Raw genomic sequence first — 17,506 nt, forward strand, 5'->3', positions numbered from 1 at the left:
GGCCGGCACCCGAAGGCCCCCCGCCCGCCATCTAGCGTCCCTCCCCGCGCCGGTAGGGCTCGCCGAGCCGGGCCGGTGGTCGTAGTCGTTGGGACGCCGCGGCGAGCACGATCAGCGTGACCAGCTGCGGGGCGTAGGAGGCGAACTCGCTGGGCACGGTGTCTACCGACCAGTAGATCGCGTACACCGCGAGCCCCGCGACCAGCGCGACGGCCGCCGAGGTCCACATCCGGCGGATCGCCCACAGCACCGCGACGACGACCGCGACCAGCGTCGCGCCGTAGAGCAGCGCGTGCACGGCCTCGCCGCCGGCCCGCAGCTGCAGGCCGTCGACGTAGCCGAACAGCGCCGAGCCGACGAGCAGCCCGGCCGGACGCCAGTTCCCGAAGATCATCGCAGCGAGGCCGATGTACCCGCGGCCGCCGACCTGGTTCTCCAGGTAGCCGAGCTGGCCGGGGTTGAGCACCAGCGCCGCGCCGCCGAGACCGGCGAGCGCACCGGAGATCGTGACCGCGACGTACTTGTGCAGCACGACGTTCACCCCGAGCGACTCGGCCGCGACCGGCGACTCGCCCGCGCTGCGCAGCCGCAGCCCGAACGCCGTCCGCCACAGGATCCAGTAGCTCAGCGGGACCAGCGCGACCCCGATGACGAGGATCGGCGTCAGCCCGGTGACCAGACCGGACAGCAGCCCGGCGAGGTCGGAGACGAAGACCCGCTGCTGGGACTCCAGGGCCGTGAGGCCCTCGGACACCCCGGGGACCGAGTACTCGGTGAACCCCTCCAGCCGCGGGGACTGGCGCGGGTTCTGGGAGACCGGGGTGAACACCAGCGTCGCCAGGTACTTCGTCAGCCCGGTGCCGAGCAGGGTGATCGCGACGCCGGAGACGATGTGGTTGACGTTGAACGTCACCGTCGCGACGGCGTGCAGCAACCCACCGAGCGCGCCGAACACGAGCCCGCCGAGCATCGCCGCCCACGGACCCCACTGGTAACCGGCCCAGGCCGCACCCCAGGTGCCGAGCACCATCATGCCCTCGAGGCCGATGTTGATGATCCCGGCGCGCTCGGCCCAGAGGCCGCCCAGGCCGGCGAGCAGGATCGGCAGTCCGAGCCGGACCGCGGCGGACGCGGTGCCGCCGGAGGTCAGCTGGGTCTGGCCGGTCAGCGTCACCGTGATCGCCAGGACGGCGACGAGCGCGGCCGCGATCAGCGCCGACCGGGCCCAGCCGGGCAGGGTCCGCGCACGTTCTCCGACCGCGGTCACGACGACACCTCCGCGGGTTGCGGTGCGGGGGCCGCGGCGGCCACCCGCCGTTGCTCGGCCCGGCGCTCGACCCGGCGGACGACCTCGTAGGCGACGACCACCGACAGCACGATCAGACCCTGCATGATCAGCACGATCTCCCGCGGGATGCCGACGACGTCGAGCGCCACCGCGGACTTGTCCAGGAACGCCCACAACAACGCACCGAGCGCGATGCCGACGGGGTGGTTGCGGCCCAGCAGTGCGATCGCGATGCCGGTGAAGCCGTAGCCCTGCGGCGAGGACAGCGTGTAGGCGTGGTCGCGCCCGAGCAGCTCGGGCAGCCCGACCAGTCCCGCGACCGCCCCGGACAGCAGCAGCGCGACGACGATCGTGCGCCGCGCGTTCACCCCGCCGGTCGCGGCGGCCGTCGCCGACTCGCCGGAGGCGCGCAGCTCGAAGCCGAACCGGGTGCGTCCGAGCAGGAACCAGTAGCCGACGCCCAGCGCGGCGGCGACGAACACCATCCCGAAGATCGCGCCGTTGCCGACCGGGATACCGGGGAACCAGCCCGACTCCGGGATCGGCGGGGTGGTGATGTTGTTTCCGCGCAGCTCACCGAAGGTCTCGGCGCGGATCAGGTAGGCGATCAGCCCGGTGGCGATCGCGTTCAGCATGATCGTCGAGATGACCTCGGAGACGCCGCGGTAGGCCTTGAGCAGCGCCGGGATCGCGACCCAGGCCGCCCCGGTCAGCAGGGCCACCACCATGATCAGCACGGTGTGCAGGACCGGCGGCAGCGCGACTGTCCCACCGACGATCGCCGCGACGCAGGCGGCCACCCGGAACTGGCCCTCGACGCCGAGGTTGAACAGCCGCATCTGGAAGCCGATCGCGACGGCCAGCGCGGCGAGGTAGTAGACCGACGCCGAGTTCACCGTGTCCACGACGACCGTGCCCGACCCGACCTGGGAGAGGATCGTCGTGATCGCGGTCCAGGGCGACGCCCCGCTGATCACCAGCGCGATCCCGCACAGCAGGGCGGCGACCGCGATCGCCAGGACGGGCGCGACGACGGCGCCCCGCAACCGGCTCACGTGGTGGCTCCGGTCATCTTGGTCCCCAGCTCGGTGGGCGTCACCGTAGCGGGATCGGCGGTGCCGACCAGCCGCCCGCCGGAGATGACGGCGAGGGTGTCGGACAGGCCGATCAGCTCGTCGAGGTCGGCCGAGACCAGCAGCACCGCGAGCCCGGCGGCCCGGGCGCGGCGCAGCTCGGCCCAGATCCCGGCCTGCGCGCCGACGTCGACGCCACGGGTCGGGTGGGCCGCGATCAGCAGCACCGGGTCACCGGACAGCTCCCGCCCGACGACGAGTTTCTGCTGGTTGCCGCCGGACAGCGCGGCGGCCATGACGTCGATGCCGGGGGTGCGCACGTCGAAGTCACGCACGATCCGCTCGGTGTCGGTACGCGCGGCCGCGGTGTCCAGCAGCCCGCGCCGGGCGATCGGCGCCCGGGACTGGAAGCCGAGGACGCGGTTGGCCCACAGCGGCTGCTCGCCGAGCAGCGCGTGCCGGGACCGGTCCTCGGGGACGTAGCCGATACCGGCCTCACGGCGGCCCATCGTGGAGGTCGCCGAGATGTCGGTGCCGTTCAGCAGCACCCGGCCGCGGGCGTGTCGGCGCATCCCCATGACCGTCTCGACGAGCTCGGTCTGGCCGTTGCCCTCGACGCCGGCGATCCCCAGCACCTCACCCGCGTGCACGACGAGGTCGACGCCGTCCAGCAGGTCGCGGCCGCCGTCGGGGCTGGGCAGCCCGAGGCCCTCGACGCGCAGCACCTCCCGCTCGGTCACGGTGGACTCGCGGGTCTCCGGCGACGGCAGCTCGGACCCGACCATCATCTCGGCCAGCTCGCGGTTGGTGACGGTCCGCGGGTCCGCGGTCCCGACCGTGCGGCCGCGGCGGATCACGGTGATCCGGTCGGCGACGGCACGGACCTCGCCGAGCTTGTGCGAGATGAACAGGAACGTGTAGCCGTCGGCCTGCATCGCGGCGATCGTCGCGAACAGCTCGTCGACCTCCTGCGGGACCAGCACCGCGGTCGGCTCGTCGAGGATCACCGTGCGGGCACCGCGGTAGAGCACCTTGAGGATCTCGATGCGCTGCCGGTCGGCGACGACGAGGTGCTCGACGAGGACGTCCTGCCGGGCGGCCAGCCCGACGGTCGCGGACAGCTCGGTGATCCGCGCGCGGGCCGCCCTCCCGATGCCGTGCAGACGTTCGGCGCCGAGCAGGACGTTCTCCGCGACGGTCAGGTTGTCGGCCAGCATGAAGTGCTGGTGGACCATCCCGATCCCCGCCGCGATCGCGTCCGCGGGGCTGCGGAAGTGGGTGTCCGTGCCGTCGACGACGATCGTGCCCTCGTCGGGTGTCTGCATCCCGTAGAGGATCTTCATCAGGGTCGACTTGCCGGCCCCGTTCTCGCCGCAGAGGGCGTGGACCTCGCCGTGGGTGACGGTGAGGTCCACGCCGTCGTTCGCGACGACGCCGGGGAACCGCTTGGTGATCCCGCGCAGTACGACCGCGTGGCGCTCGTCGGTCACTTGGTGGACGCGACGTCGATCTGTCCGGCGATGATCGCGGCCTTGTACGCCTCGAGCTGCGGGACGATGTCGTCGACCTGACCACCGGAGGTGGAGTAGCCGACGCCGTTGTTGGTCAGGTCGAACCGCGCCGGGAGCTGCGCGACGGTGTTGCCCGCGACCGCGTTGATGTAGTCGTAGACGGCCACGTCCACCCGCTTGATCATCGAGGTCATGATCGTGTCCCGGACCTGGGTCAGCTGCGGCGAGTTGTACTGGTCGGAGTCGACGCCGATGGCCTTGCGCTGTGCGGTCTGCGCCGCGGCGAAGACACCCTGGTTCGACTGGCCCGCCGCGGCGAAGGCGATGTCGGCGCCGCCGTCGTACTGGCCGGACGCGATCTCGGTGGCGCGGGTGGCGTCGTTGAAGCCGGTGAAGTCACCCGCCGGGGAGATGTAGGCCGACTCGACGTCGATGCTCGGTGCGACGGCCTTCGCGCCCTGCTCGTAGCCGGCGTCGAACTTCTGGATCAGCGGGTTGTCGACGCCGCCGATGAACCCGACCTTGCAGGTCGTGGTCTTCAGCGCGGCCGCGGCACCGACCAGGAACGAGCCCTGCTCCTCGGCGAACACCAGCGGCTTGACGTTGGGCAGCTCGACCGTGTCGTCGTCGACGATGGCGAACTGGACGTCCGGGAACTCGGTCGCGACGGCCTGCACACCGGTGGCGTAGTTGAAGCCGACCGCGATGATCGGGTTGAACCCGCCCTGCGCGAGCTGGCGCAGCCGGTTGGTGCCGGCGTCCTCGCTCTCGCCCGCCTGGGCGGTCACCTCGCGCGTGTTGGCCTTCTCCAGCCCCAGCTCGGCGACGGCGCGGTCGAGACCCGCGGCGGCCGCGTCGTTGAACGAGGCGTCGCCCCGGCCGCCGATGTCGTAGGCGAGCCCGACCCTGAGCCGGCTCGCGTCCGCCTTCGGGGCCTCCGGCGCCGGCTGGGCCGACGCGGCCGGGACCGACGGCGGCGCGACGCGCTCGCACTCCCCGGCCTGGGCCCCACCGCCCCCGCCGGTGTCGCGGGCGCAGCCCGCGAGCGTGAGTGCCGCCGCGGCCACGAGCGCGATCGCGGTCGCGTACCGGCCCCTGCCTCCGATGCGCTGGTTGATCCGCACGAGGTGACCTCCCCCTCCGGCGCCACCGGTCGGCGGCGCGTGTCCGGACGGGACGGTAACCGCTGGACATCGGTTTGGGCAGAACTCGAAACACGGCCGTGACGCGGAATCGTCGAGCGGTTGACGGACGGTACCGTCCGGGCACCCGGACGATCTTGTACCGGGACAGGGTGGCAGTCGCCGGAGGAGGATCGATGGATCGCGCGGAACGGACGGTGCAGGCGCCACCGGAGCGGGTGTGGGAGCTGGTCTCCGACATCACCCGGGCCGGTGAGTGGAGCCCGGAGGCGACCGGTGGGCGGTGGCGCGGTGGTGCGACCGGCCCCGCCGTGGGTGCGCGGTTCACCGGCGGCAACCGGCACGGCCGGATCCGCTGGGCGACCCGCTGCCGGGTCACCGAGTGCGAGCCGCCCCACCGGTTCACCTTCGTCGTCGACGAGTCGAGGACGGCGTGGGGCTGGGTCCTGGAGCCCACCGCCGACGGTGCGACGACGGTCGTCGCCTGGCGGGAGAAGACCGGCCGGGCCGCGCTCCCGGTGCGGCTGCTGCAGCGCAGCGGGATCCTCGGCCGGGACCGCGAGGGCATGATGCGCGAGGGCCTGGAACGCAGCCTGGACCGGGTCACGGAGATCGTCGAGCGCTGAGGCGTGGGCGGCGGGGCCGGTCGGCGGGCGCGGAGTGTGCCCGGCGGTGCCCCGCCCCGCGTCCCCTCCCGGTGGCCGTGGTCCGGCGTCGCGGCGGGCGGTGCCGGTACCCGGCGGGCCGGTGCCGGCGCGGGACCGGTGGGTCATGCTGCAACGGTGACCGTCTCCCCCGGACGCCGGCGCCCCACCGGGCCGCTCGCGTTCCTCGTGGTGCTGACGCTGCTCGGGCTGCCGGGGACCGCGCTCGCCGGCACCCCCGCCACCAGCGGGCTGCCCGGGGCAGGCCGTCCCGCCCGGCCCGCCCGCGCGCGAGGAGACGGTGCCGGTGGCGCCGCTGCCCGTCCCGTCTCCGCCGGTCGGCGGGCTCGCCGGCTGCGGCGACGCGCACGCGGGCGCCGTACCGCCGCCCCCGGTCGGGGTGGCGTCCTACGTCGTCGCCGACCTGGACTCCGGGGCGGTGCTCGCCGCCCGTGCCCCGCACGCCCGGCAGCGGCCGGCCTCGACGATCAAGCTGTTGCTCGCGCTGGTGGTCGACGAGCGGCTGCCGATGGACCGGGTGGTGGTGGGCACCGCCGAGGACGCGAACGTCGACGGCAGCCGGGCCGGGCTCGGCCCCGGCGGCCGCTACACGGTCGACCAGCTGCTGCACGGGCTGCTGCTGTCCTCGGGCAACGACGCCGCGAACGCCCTGGCCCGCGAGCTCGGCGGGGTCCCCGCGACGCCGGCCGCGATGCGCGACGAGGCCCGCAGGCTCGGCGCCCTCGACACCCGCCCCGCGACGCCGGCGGGCCTCGACGGCCCGGGGATGTCCGCGTCGGCCTACGACCTGGGCCTGCTGCTGCGCGCCGCCCTGGAGCGGCCGCGGATCGCGGCCACGCTGACGACCCGGAACATCGCCTTCCCCGGGTTCGCCGACAAGCCCGGCTTCCTGCTCGGCAACGACGACCGGCTGCTCGGCACCCCCGGCTTCCTCGGCGGGAAGAACGGCTTCACCGATGCCGCCCGGCACACCTTCGTCGGCGCGATGGAGCGTGACGGGCGGCGGCTGGTCGCCGCCGTGGTACGCGGTGAGCAGCGGCCGGTGCGGATGGTCGGCCAGGCCAGGGCCCTGCTGGACTGGGGTTTCGGCGCCCCGGCCACGGGGATCGGGACGCTGGTCGGGCCGGGCACCACCGGCTCCGGCGCGGGCTCGGACACGCCCCCCGGCGCCGCGGCCCCCGGCGCAGCGGCCCCCGCGGGCGGCGCGACGGCCCCCGGGAGCGCGGACGGGAGCGCGGACGGGAGCACCGGTGAGGTGACGACGACCGGCGCCCCGGATGCCGCGGGCGCCCCGCCGGTCCCGGCCGCGGTGCTGGTCGGCGGGGTCGCCGCGCTCGCCGGCGTCGGGGCGCTGGTGGCCGCGCGGCTGCGCCGGCGTCGCTGACCCGGGCACGGATACCGACGGTGCGGACGCCGACGGTGCGGACGCACGGACCCCGGGGCGGCGCGTGCCCCGGGACTCTCCCCCGGCGCACCGTTCGTCGGGTCGACGTTCGTCGCGACCCCGCCCGGGAACCCGCTCCGGCCGGCCCCGCCACCCCATCGCGGGAACGACGAGGGACACCCCTGTCGGCCATTCGCTTACCGGGTAAGCGAATGTCGTCCCCACAGCCCGGGGACGGGCGGCGGCGTCGGCTCCGCTCGGCGCCCCACGGACCGGCAGGCAGCCGCCGCGGGGCCGTGACCCGGTGCACGGCCCCGCAGTGCGACGACCCGACTCACGCCCCCGCGGAGCGCACTGCTCGTCGCACGATCCCGCGGAGCGCGGCCCGCCACACGGTCCCGCGCGTAGCGCCCGGGTCAGCCCCGTCAGCGCCGCCGGCGCCCCAGGGCCCGCAGGCCGAGTGCGCCGCCGATCAGCCCCGCGGTCACCAGGCCCGCCGAGGCCAGCGCGCCCGGACCGTCCCGGACGACGTACTGCGGCCGGATGATCGCCGGGGCCGGGAGGTCACGCGGGCCCTGGTCGTTCTCCTCGGCGCTCGCCGCCCACGCGGTGACGAACAGCAGGAACCGCGAGGTGAAGAAGATGAAGACCAGCAGACCGAGGATCGAGCCGAAGGCGGCGCCCGCCGCCGAGTTCGTGACCGAGCCGAGGTAGAGCACCATCGCCCGCTGCAGGATCGCGAACCCGATCGCACCGATCAGTGCCGCCCTGGCCGCGCTGCGCAGCGACACGGGTTCACGGGGCAGGCGGGCGATCACCCAGAGGAACACCAGCCAGTTGCCGGCCAGCACGAGCAGGAACGAGGCGATGCTCAGCAGCACCCGGGCCCACGTCGCCTCGCCGAGGCCGACGAGGTCGAGCAGGAACCGGCCCGCCGCGCCACCGATCGAGGAGATCGCGAACGACAGCACCAGGGCCAGCCCCAGCCCCAGCAGGGCGAGCAGGTCGAACGCCAGCCGCTTGATCATCGGCGGGGCGTCGTCGCGCTGCCCCCACTGCTCGGTGAGCGCCTCGCGCAGGTTGCTCATCCAGCCGATGCCCGAGTACAGCGCGCCGACCAGACCGATCAGACCGATGGCCCCGGCCCGGTCGATCGCGGTCTGCACGATCCCGCCGAGCAGCTCGCCGATCTGTCCCGGCGCGGCCGACTGGATCGAGGCCTGGAGCGACCCGAGCAGCTCCTCGTTGCCGCGCAGGACGAACCCGGCGGCGGCGAACGCCACCATCAGCAGCGGTACCAGCGCCAGGATCGAGAAGTAGGTGATCGCCGCGGCGTAGTGGTCACCGTGGTTCTCGGTGTAACGCTCCCCGGCCCGGACCAGGTGGTCCAGCCACGGATGCTTCTCCCGCTGGCGGTCGAGGAAGGTGTCGGTCTCCTCCTCGTCGGTCTCCAGCCGGTGCGCGATCGTGGCGGCGCGGTTCTCGGCCATCATTCCCCCGGTTCGGTGGTGCTCCCCGCCCCGGGCGCACGGCTCAGACGGGCGGGAGGAACCCGATCCTCTCGTGAACCGCGGCCAGTGTCGCGCCGGAGACCTCACGCGCCCGGGTGGCACCGCGGGCGAGCACCCGGTCGAGCTCGGCCGGGTCGGCGAGGTAGCCGTTCACCTTCTCCGCGAACGGCTCCGCGAACGCGGCGACGATCTCGCCGAGGTCCTTCTTCAGGTCGCCGTAGCCGCGGCCGGCGTACTCGGCCTCCACCTCGGCGACCTTCCGGTCGGTCATCGCCGCGTTGATCGTCAGCAGGTTGGCGATGCCCGGCTTGTGCTCCGGGTCGAAGCGGATCTCGCGCTCGTTGTCGGTGACCGCCGAGCGGATCTTCTTGGCCGAGGTCCGCGGCGGGTCGAGCAGCTCGACGATCCCGCTCGGCGACGAGGCCGACTTGCTCATCTTCGCCGTCGGGTCCTGCAGGTCGTAGATCTTCGCCGTGGCCTGCGGGATGTGCGGCTCGGGCACCCGGAACGTCTCGCCGAAGCGGTGGTTGAACCGCTGTGCGAGGTTGCGGGTCAGCTCCAGGTGCTGGCGCTGGTCCTCCCCGACCGGGACCCGGTCGGCCTGGTACAGCAGGATGTCCGCGGCCTGCAGGATCGGGTAGGTGAACAGGCCCACCGTCGCGCGGTCGGTGCCCTGCTTGGCGGACTTGTCCTTGAACTGGGTCATCCGGCCCGCCTCGCCGAAACCGGTGATGCACTCCAGGATCCAGGAGAGCCGGGCGTGCTCCGGGACGTGCGACTGCACGAACAGCGTGCAGCGGTCCGGGTCCAGGCCCAGCCCGAGCAGCTGGGCCGCCGCGACCCGGGTGCGCCGGGCGAGCTCCGCCGGGTCGTGCTCCACCGTGATCGCGTGCAGGTCCACCACGCAGTAGAACGCCTCGTGGTCGTCCTGCAGGTCCACCCACTGCCGCAGCGCACCCAGGTAGTTGCCGAGGTGGAACGAGTCGGCCGTGGGCTGGATCCCGGACAGCACGCGGGGACGGTGGGCGTCGTTCATGCCCGCCATGTTTCCCTACCGGCGCTCACCTCGGGCGCACCGGGGACACCGAGTCCCGGGCGAACGGCTGCCCGCACTGCTCACAGTCCAGGCGCACCCGCAGCGGCTCCCCGCACGCCCGGTGGCGGATCGTGAGATCGATCGGGACGCCCTCCTCGGCGCACCACCGGTGGGACCACTCGACCAGGCAGGCGTGGATCGGGAAGCAGGCGCGCCCCTTGTCGGTGAGGCGGTACTCGCCGTCGCCGCTGCGGCTGAGCACCCCGAGCGCGACGAACCGGCGCAGCCGGTCCGACAGCACCTCCGGGGAGATCGCGAGCTCGTGGGCGAAGCCGGTGAACGCCCGGATCCCGATGAGCGCGGCACCGACGACGGTCGCGCCCCACCGGTCACCGATGATCTCCATCGCGCCGGGCAGGAACGACAGCGGGTCCTCGGGAAGGGTGCCGCGGGTGCGCCGCGGGTGCCTGCGGGCCAGCAGCTCCAGCCCCGGTGCGCACGCCGCACGCTCGACCTCGGTGTCCCGCGGACCGACCGCGCTGCCGCAGGCCGCACAGCACACCCGCACCCGGGTGGGGCGCCCGCAGTCGCGGTGCACGATCTCGGGCAGCGGGACCTCCCGCGGCACCCAGCTCTTCTCCCAGTCCCAGGTGCAGATCAGCAGTTTCCAGATGTCCCCGCCGCGCTCGGTGAGGCCGTAGCCGCGGCGTTCACGGCCGCCGTCGACATAGGTGCGGGGCTCCAGCAGACCGGCCTCGACGAGTCCCCGGAGCCGCGCCGACAGTGTCGCGTCGGAGATGTTCAGGGTCTCCCGCCACCCGGCGTACCGGGTCACCCCGAGGAAGGCGCGCTGCAGGATCAGCAGCGTCCAGGTGTCGGCGAGCAGGCCGAGACCGCGCCCCACGGCGCCCAGCTCCTGCGGCCGCACCTGCTCGCCTCCCTTGACCTCGGACTGCTCAAGATCGTACCGTTGTCCTCACTCTGCCGATCGAAGCCGCGCCCGCGTGTGTGACTGTCGGTGGGGTGGGCCGGACGGGGGGTCGGCCCACCGGCCGGGGCGGGCGTCCTGCGGCAGCGCGGTGAGGGGGCTGCGGCAGCCGCGGGGCGTCGTCCCGGTCAGCTCCTCACCCGCCCGCCGGGTCCTCCTCGTGCGGCTCCGGGTCCGCGGGCTGCGGTGCGGCCTCGACGGTCACCACGCCCTTGTCGAGGTCGATCGGGCCCAGCCGCCACTGCTGCCCGCCCTGCGCGGCGTCCGCGTCCTCGTGCATCCGCTTCCGCGGGAACATCTCTCCGAGCACACCCATACCGCCACCGTACGACGGTCGGCGGAGGTGCCGGTCCCGCGCGGCCCGGGGGCGGCGCGGGACCGGCCGGGATCAGGCCGGGGTCAGCGGCAGCATCCGGGGACCGGTGCCCGTCGCCGGGGTGAGCACCCGGGGCTCGCCGCGGTAGGTCGTCGTCCGCTGCCGGACCGGACGCCCGGCGGCCGCGGCGATCGCGGTGAGCTCGGCGACCGAGCGCTCGGAGCCGTTCTCCGAGCCGGCCATCCGGGAGATGGTCTCCTCCATCAGCGTGCCGCCCATGTCGTCGGCTCCCCCGGCCAGGATGTCCGCGGCGAGGTCGTCGCCGAGCTTGACCCAGGAGCACTGGACGTGGTCGATCCGGCCGTGCAGCGCGAGCCGGGCGAACGCGTGCACCGCCCGGTTGTCGCGCTCCGTGGGGCCCGGCCGGGCGATCCCGGCCAGGTAGATCGGGGCGTTGTGGTGCACGAACGGCAGCGGCACGAACTCGGTGAACGACGCGGCACCCGCCTCCAGCGACCTGTCCTGGATCGACGCCAGCGTGCGCAGGTGCCCGAGCCAGTGCCGGGGCTCGTCGACGTGGCCGTACATCATCGTCGAGCTGCTCGGGATGCCCAGCTCGTGCGCGGTGGAGACGACCTCGATCCACTGCGACGCCGGCAGCTTGCCCTTCGTCAGCACCCAGCGGACCTCGTCGTCGAGGATCTCGGCGGCGGTGCCCGGGATCGAGCCGAGCCCGGCGGCCTTCAGCTCGGACAGCCACTCCCGGATCGACACCCCGGCCTTGGCCGCGGCGGAGACGATCTCCATCGGCGAGAACGCGTGCACGTGCATCCCCGGCACGGCCGTGGTGACCGCGCGGACCAGGTCGGCGTAGAACGACACCGGCAGCTGCGGGTCGATGCCGCCCTGCACGCAGACCTCGGTCGCGCCGTCGGCGGCCGCCTCCGCGGCGCGCTGGGCGACCTCGTCGAGCGAGAGCCGGAAGGCGTCGGCGTCGCGCTCGCGCTGGGCGAACGCGCAGAACCGGCAGCCGACGTAGCAGACGTTCGAGAAGTTGATGTTGCGGTTGACCACGTAGGTGACGTCGTCCCCGTTGACCTGCCTGCGCACGTCGTCGGCGAGGTCGAGCAGGGTGCGCAGCGCGGGCCCGTCGGCGGTCAGCACGGCCATCGCCGCGTCGGCGTGCGCCGGGTCGAGCAGCGCCGCCGGGTCGGACGCGGCCAGGTCGAGCCCGGCGCGGACGTCGGAGTCCAGCCGCTCGGGCACCGCCCCGTGTCCGGCGCGCTGGTGCTCCAGCTCGGCGGCCACCTCGTCCCAGTCGCCGTAGACGTCGCCGAAGTCGCTGCGGCGGTCCTCGGTGCGCCCGGTGGTGTCGATCGTGGAGTTCAGATCGGTGCGCCCGGTCGAGGCGAACCCGCCGTCGGGCTCCTGCCACGACCGCCCCTGCACGACGGCGTCGGGCCGGGCGAGCCCGTCCGGCCCGGACAGCGCGGCGACGTGGCCGTGCAGCCGCGCGTCGATCCACGGCGACCCGGCGCGCACGTACTTCGGGTAGGCGGTGAGCCGCTCCTGCAGCGCGAAGCCCTCCGCCTCGGTGATCGCGGCGAGCTCGTCGACGGCGGGCCAGGGCATCTCCGGGGACACGTGGTCCACCGTCACCGGGGAGACACCGCCCCAGTCGTCGATCCCGGCGCGCAGCATGAGCGCCTGCTCGTCACCGACGAGGTTCGGCGGCGCCTGCAGCCGCACCTTCGGCCCCAGCACCAGCCGGGCGACCGCGATGGTGGCGGCCAGGTCCTCCAGGTCGGCGTCCGGGTCGTTCGCCATCGCGGTGTCCGGCTTCGCCCGGAAGTTCTGGACGATCACCTCCTGCACGTGCCCGTGCGCACGGGCCGCGGAGCGGATCGCGAACAGCGACTCGGCCCGCTCGGTGCGGTTCTCGCCGATGCCGATCAGGATGCCGGTGGTGAACGGGACGCCGACGCGGCCGGCGTCGGTCAGCGTGCGCAGCCGGACCGCGGGCTCCTTGTCGGGGCTGCCGAAGTGCGGGCCGCCCTTCTCGAACAGCCGCTGCGAGGTCGTCTCCAGCATCATCCCCATGCTGGCCGCGACCGGCTTGAGCCGGGTCAGCTCCTCCCAGCTCATGACGCCGGGGTTGAGGTGCGGCAGCAGCCCGGTCTCCTCCAGGACCGCGATCGCGCACGCCCGGACGTAGTCGAGGGTGGAGTCGTAGCCCCGCGCCTCGAGCCACTCGCGGGCCTGCGGCCAGCGGTCCTCGGGGCGGTCGCCGAGGGTGAACAGGGCCTCCTTGCAGCCCTGCGCGGCGCCCTGGCGGGCGATCTCGACGACCTCGTCGCGCTCCAGGTACATGTCCTCGAGCTTGTGCGGGACGGTCGCGAAGGTGCAGTAGTGGCAACGGTCGCGACAGAGCCGGGTCAGGGGGATGAAGACGTTGCGGGAGTAGGTGACGACGCCGGGGCGGCCCTCCTCGACCAGCCCCGCGTCGCGGACCCGGCCGGCGTGGCCGAGCAGCTCGTCGAGGTGCTCGCCGCGGGCGGCGAGCAGCACGGCGGCCTCGGTGACGTCGAGGGTCGCTCCGTCCCGGACCCGGCGCAGGGCCCGGCGGAACGCCGAGGTCGTCGGGACGGGTTCGGCGGGTGCGGGGGTCGGGAGACCGACCGGCGGTACGGCCTCGGCCGGGACAGGGGCGGCAGGAGTATCGGCCATGCCACCCACACTAGTGTCGCGTAAACGATGTTCTTTGACCGGGTCGGCAGTGGTTGAGTAGGTGGTCTGCGGGTTTGGTCCAGATGAACGGGTGGCAGCGTTCGTTCCAGCCGTCGATGAACCGGCCGATCGCGCCGATCAGTTCTCTGACGCTGCCGAAGCTGCCACGGCGAATGGCCTGGCGGGTGATGACCCCGAAAAAGACCTCGACCATGTTCAGCCACGATCCCGAGGTCGGGGTGAAGTGCAGGGTGATCCGCGGGTTGCGGGCCAGCCAGGCCTTCACTGCGGGGTGCTTGTGGGTCGCGTAGTTGTCCACCACCAGGTGCAGCTTGCGCCGCGGGTAGGCCTTCGCGACCTGCTTGAGGAACCGCAGGAACTCCTGATGGCGATGCCGCGGCAGGCACGCCTGCTCGACCCGCCCGGTCGCGACCTCTAACGCCGCGAACAGCGTGGTGGTGCCGTGACGGACGTAGTCATGCGTCCGTTTCTCCGGGATACCGGGCATGATCGGCAGGATCGGCGCTGTCCGGTCCAGGGCCTGGACCTGGGATTTCTCGTCGACGCAGAGCACGACGGCCTTGTCCGGCGGGTTCAGATACAACCCGACGATGTCGCGGACCTTGGCTTCGAGCTCGGGATCGGTGGAGAACTTGAACGTCTCGGACTTCCACGGCTGCAGCCCCCACCGCCGCCAAATCTTGCCGATCCACACGTGGGAGATCCCGAGCTCGGCACCGAGCAGCCGTGACGACCAGTGCGTGACTCCGAGCCGCTCAGGCGGCGGTTCCAGCGTGGCGAGCACGACCGCGACCTCGTCGATCACCGGCGGCCGGCCCGCCTTGGGCCGGTCGGCCAGCCCGGCGATCCCCTCAGCGGCGTAACGCTTCTTCCACCCGATCACCGTCGCCTTCGACGCCCCGACCAGTGTGACGATGTCCTTGACCGCCACCCCGTCCGCGGCCAGCAACACGATCCTGCCCCGTCGGGCCAGTCCCGCCGAAACCGACGAGGAACGCAGCCAGGACTCCAGCACCTCGCGGTCGGCGGCCGGAACGTCCACGGTCACAGTCAACGGCACAGCTCATGATCCCGTAAACCAGCCCGTGAGTAAAGTAACCTAGTTACCGCAACACTAGGTTTCACCGATCACCACAGCGACCGTCGGTTTTCCGGCGATGGATCACCGTGGATCCGGGAATACGCTCAGGCCACCTCGGCGGGCGTGCCACCGGTGACGGCGACGAGCTCGTCGAACGTCGTCGGGAACACCGAACGGGCCACCCCGCCCGCCGCCCAGACCCGGTCGAACTCCCCCAGCGCGACGTCGACCAGGGTGCGCAGCGGCGCCGGGTGCCCGACGGGGGCGACCCCGCCGATGACCTGCCCGGTCGCCTCGCGCACGCGCTCCTTCGACGCCCGGCCGACCTGCTGCGCGCCGACCAGTGCGGCGACCTTCCCGGTGTCGACCCGGTGTGCCCCGGAGGTGAGCACGAGCAGCGGGGCGCCGTCGGCGTCGAAGACCAGCGAGTTCGCGATCTGGCCGACCTCCACCTCCAGCGCGGCGGCCGCCGCGGCCGCGGTGGTCACCGCGTCCGGCAGCAGCACCAGGCCCGCGATCGACGAGGGAGCGGCACCGGCGCGGCGCAGCGCCTCCTTCACGGCGGCGACGCGGGGGTGGTCGGCGGGGTGTTCGACGCTGCGGCTCATCGGGCCCATCCTGCCCCCGTCGCGCCGCACGCGCCGCCGCGATTCCTCAGAGGACGGCGAGGACCAGCAGCACGACGACGACCACGGCCAGCACGCCGGCCACACCCAGCAGGATCCAGCGGTTGCGGCCGAGGTCCCCGCCCGGGGACCGGGGCCGGGCGCCGCGTTCGAACAGCTCGGCGGCCCGGTCGTGGGTCGGCCGCTCGGCCGGGTCGTCGGCGGTGAGGCCGTCCAGGACCGTCGCGAGCGCGCCGCCCACCGGCAGGGGCGGGTCCGCCGCCTCACGCAGGACGGCGCCCAGGCACCAGAGGTCCGCGGCCGGGGTGTCGGCGCCCTCGGGCGCGCCGGGCGCACCGTTCCCGCCGGGGCGCGGCCCCACCGCGCGGGCGAGGCCGACGTCGGTGAGCAGGGCACGGCCGTCGGCGGTCACCAGCACCGCGTCGGCGTCGAGGCCGCCGTGGGTGCCGCCGTCGGCGTGCACCGCGCGCAGTGCGGCCAGCACGTCCTGGCCGACGAGCGCGACCTGCCGGGGCGAGGGTGGCGCCGTCCCGACGACCGCGCCCAGCGGCCGCGCGTCCGGGTGCTCGGTGACCAGGTACTCGCGCATGTCGCCGGCCGAGGACCGGTCGGTGACCAGGTCCAGCACCCCGACGACCGACGGGTGGCGCAGCCGGCCGGCGGCCCGCACCTCGGTCAGCAGGCGTTCCCGCACCCCGGCCACCGCGGGCAGCGCGATCTCGGTGACGGCGACGGTGCGGCCGGTGATCCGGTCCTCGGCGCGGTGGGTCGGCCCGAAGCCGCGCCGGTCCAGCTCGTCGAGCAGCAGGTAGCGGCCGCCGACCATCCGGCCGGCGATCACGCGGCCCCCAGCCGGACGACGACGGGGGCGTGGTCGGAGAAGCGCCGGTCGTGCGCGGGCGCCCGGTCCACGACGGCCTCGTGCGCCGCGTCGGCGAGCCCGGGGGTGGTGAGCAGGTGGTCGATCCGCCACCCGGCGTCGTTGTCGAAGGCCCGCCCGCGGTAGCTCCACCACGAGTACGGCCCGTCGACGCCAGGGTGCCGCTCGCGGACCACGTCGCGCCAGCCGTGCTCGAGCAGCTTCGCGAACCACTCCCGCTCGTGCGGCAGGAACCCGGAGCTGCGCCGGTTCCCGCGCCAGTTGCGCAGGTCCAGCTCGGTGGGGGCGATGTTCCAGTCCCCGCCGACGACCATCTGCCGCCCGGTGGCGGCGCACCGGTCGAACGCGGTGCGCAGGTGGTCGCCGAACGCGGCGCAGAACGCGTCCTTGGCGTCCTGCTTCGGGGTGCCCGCCTCGCCCTTGGGCAGGTACAGCGAGGCCACGGTGAGCCCGCCGGGCAGGTCGACCTCCAGGTAGCGCCCGTCGAGGTCGGTGGTGGGATCGCCGAGGCCGATCCGCACCGCCTCGGGCTCCTCGCGACTCAGCACGGCGACGCCGTTGCGGCCCTTCGCCGTCATCGACGGGGCCAGGCGCAGGTGCCAGCCGCCCTGGTCGAGCGCCGAGCGGAAGGCGTCCGGCAGCTCGTCGGGCCGGGCCCGGACCTCCTGCAGGCAGACCGCCCGCGCGTCGGTCGCCGCCAGCCACTCCAGCAGCCCCTTGGTGGCGGCCGCACGGACGCCGTTGACGTTGACCGTGGCGAGCGCGTTCACGCCACCTACTGTGCCGCACCCATGATCACGCTGCGCGACGGGTTCAGCACCGGCTGCCGGAGGTCGCGGCGACGGAGTCGACCGGGACCCACTGGTTCTGCTCGGTGAGCTTGCGGAAGCCGCCGTCGACGATGGTGTCGGCCGCGATCTCGGTCCCGGCCGGCAGCGTGCGCACCGGCGCCGCCGAGTCACCCGGCGCCGAGCGCACCGTCACCGCCTCGCCCTGCACGACGACGCGGCAGCCGGTCGTCTCCAGGTTGCCGGTCACCCCGCCGTAGGCGAGCGCGACCACGGTCAGGCCGACGCCGATGAGCCCGACCAGCGGCCAGCCCCTCAGGATCGACTTCCGGGTGAGCCCGAAGACCTTCGCCACCGTGGTTTCCTCCCGCCGAGCGCCGCCGCCGTCCACGGTAGCCGGTCCGCGGCCACGACCTCGACCGTCGTGGGGTGTCGGACCGGTTACTCCTGCGGGCGTGCGGGGCCGGTC

At 73.9% G+C, this 17,506-nt stretch carries 16 protein-coding genes; 2 read left to right on the forward strand and 14 right to left on the reverse strand.

Annotated features, from left to right (window positions below; genetic code table 11):
• Positions 1-31 precede the first annotated feature (31 nt).
• From KPF47_RS29780 to KPF47_RS29795, 4 genes are read right to left on the reverse strand one after another with little or no spacing between them, the layout of a single operon-like run.
• Positions 32-1,267, reverse strand: coding sequence for an ABC transporter permease (locus KPF47_RS29780; RefSeq protein WP_224392121.1), 1,236 nt, complete (start codon positions 1,265-1,267; stop codon positions 32-34).
• Complete coding sequence (locus KPF47_RS29785) at positions 1,264-2,343, reverse strand: ABC transporter permease (protein WP_224392122.1); 1,080 nt, start codon at positions 2,341-2,343, stop codon at positions 1,264-1,266. Before KPF47_RS29785 ends, KPF47_RS29780 begins: the two co-directional genes overlap by 4 nt.
• A complete protein-coding gene (locus tag KPF47_RS29790; RefSeq protein WP_224392123.1) occupies positions 2,340-3,851 on the reverse strand; it encodes an ABC transporter ATP-binding protein in 1,512 nt (503 codons plus the stop codon). Before KPF47_RS29790 ends, KPF47_RS29785 begins: the two co-directional genes overlap by 4 nt.
• On the reverse strand, positions 3,848-4,996 hold the full coding sequence (locus KPF47_RS29795; protein ID WP_224392124.1) for a BMP family protein: 1,149 nt from the start codon (positions 4,994-4,996) through the stop codon (positions 3,848-3,850). The genes KPF47_RS29790 and KPF47_RS29795 overlap by 4 nt, the downstream gene beginning before the upstream one ends.
• A gap of 194 nt (positions 4,997-5,190) precedes the next feature.
• Between KPF47_RS29795 and KPF47_RS29800 the strand changes: the two genes are divergently transcribed.
• Positions 5,191-5,640 (forward strand): SRPBCC family protein, encoded by a 450-nt coding sequence (locus KPF47_RS29800; protein ID WP_224392125.1) that lies wholly within the window; start codon positions 5,191-5,193, stop codon positions 5,638-5,640.
• A 325-nt stretch (positions 5,641-5,965) separates the two neighbouring features.
• Entirely contained in the window at positions 5,966-7,063 is a 1,098-nt protein-coding gene (locus KPF47_RS29805; RefSeq protein ID WP_224392126.1) for a D-alanyl-D-alanine carboxypeptidase family protein, read from the forward strand.
• A 425-nt stretch (positions 7,064-7,488) separates the two neighbouring features.
• Here KPF47_RS29805 and yhjD read toward each other — a convergent pair whose 3' ends face one another.
• The 10 genes from yhjD to KPF47_RS29855 form a co-directional block, all read right to left on the reverse strand.
• Positions 7,489-8,553 (reverse strand): inner membrane protein YhjD, encoded by a 1,065-nt coding sequence (gene yhjD / locus KPF47_RS29810; protein ID WP_224392127.1) that lies wholly within the window; start codon positions 8,551-8,553, stop codon positions 7,489-7,491.
• A gap of 43 nt (positions 8,554-8,596) precedes the next feature.
• Positions 8,597-9,610: a tryptophan--tRNA ligase gene (gene trpS / locus KPF47_RS29815; RefSeq protein ID WP_224392128.1), complete on the reverse strand. Its 1,014-nt coding sequence runs from the start codon at positions 9,608-9,610 to the stop codon at positions 8,597-8,599.
• A gap of 25 nt (positions 9,611-9,635) precedes the next feature.
• Entirely contained in the window at positions 9,636-10,538 is a 903-nt protein-coding gene (locus KPF47_RS29820) for a helix-turn-helix domain-containing protein (protein WP_224392129.1), read from the reverse strand.
• A gap of 196 nt (positions 10,539-10,734) precedes the next feature.
• Positions 10,735-10,914, reverse strand: coding sequence for a hypothetical protein (locus KPF47_RS29825; RefSeq protein ID WP_224392130.1), 180 nt, complete (start codon positions 10,912-10,914; stop codon positions 10,735-10,737).
• A gap of 72 nt (positions 10,915-10,986) precedes the next feature.
• On the reverse strand, positions 10,987-13,641 hold the full coding sequence (locus tag KPF47_RS29830; RefSeq protein ID WP_224392131.1) for a bifunctional FO biosynthesis protein CofGH: 2,655 nt from the start codon (positions 13,639-13,641) through the stop codon (positions 10,987-10,989).
• Between the two features lie 10 nt (positions 13,642-13,651).
• Positions 13,652-14,716 (reverse strand): IS630 family transposase, encoded by a 1,065-nt coding sequence (locus tag KPF47_RS29835; protein WP_255658826.1) that lies wholly within the window; start codon positions 14,714-14,716, stop codon positions 13,652-13,654.
• 131 nt (positions 14,717-14,847) lie between these two features.
• Entirely contained in the window at positions 14,848-15,351 is a 504-nt protein-coding gene (locus tag KPF47_RS29840) for a YbaK/EbsC family protein (RefSeq protein ID WP_224392132.1), read from the reverse strand.
• A 46-nt stretch (positions 15,352-15,397) separates the two neighbouring features.
• Entirely contained in the window at positions 15,398-16,210 is an 813-nt protein-coding gene (locus KPF47_RS29845) for a hypothetical protein (RefSeq protein ID WP_224392133.1), read from the reverse strand.
• Entirely contained in the window at positions 16,207-17,019 is an 813-nt protein-coding gene (locus KPF47_RS29850; protein WP_224392134.1) for an exodeoxyribonuclease III, read from the reverse strand. The genes KPF47_RS29845 and KPF47_RS29850 overlap by 4 nt, the downstream gene beginning before the upstream one ends.
• Before the next feature lie 43 nt (positions 17,020-17,062).
• On the reverse strand, positions 17,063-17,392 hold the full coding sequence (locus KPF47_RS29855) for a hypothetical protein (protein ID WP_224392135.1): 330 nt from the start codon (positions 17,390-17,392) through the stop codon (positions 17,063-17,065).
• Positions 17,393-17,506: the final 114 nt, after the last annotated feature.

It is taken from the genome of Pseudonocardia sp. ICBG1293 (assembly GCF_020131355.1).
GTDB lineage: Bacteria > Actinomycetota > Actinomycetes > Mycobacteriales > Pseudonocardiaceae > Pseudonocardia.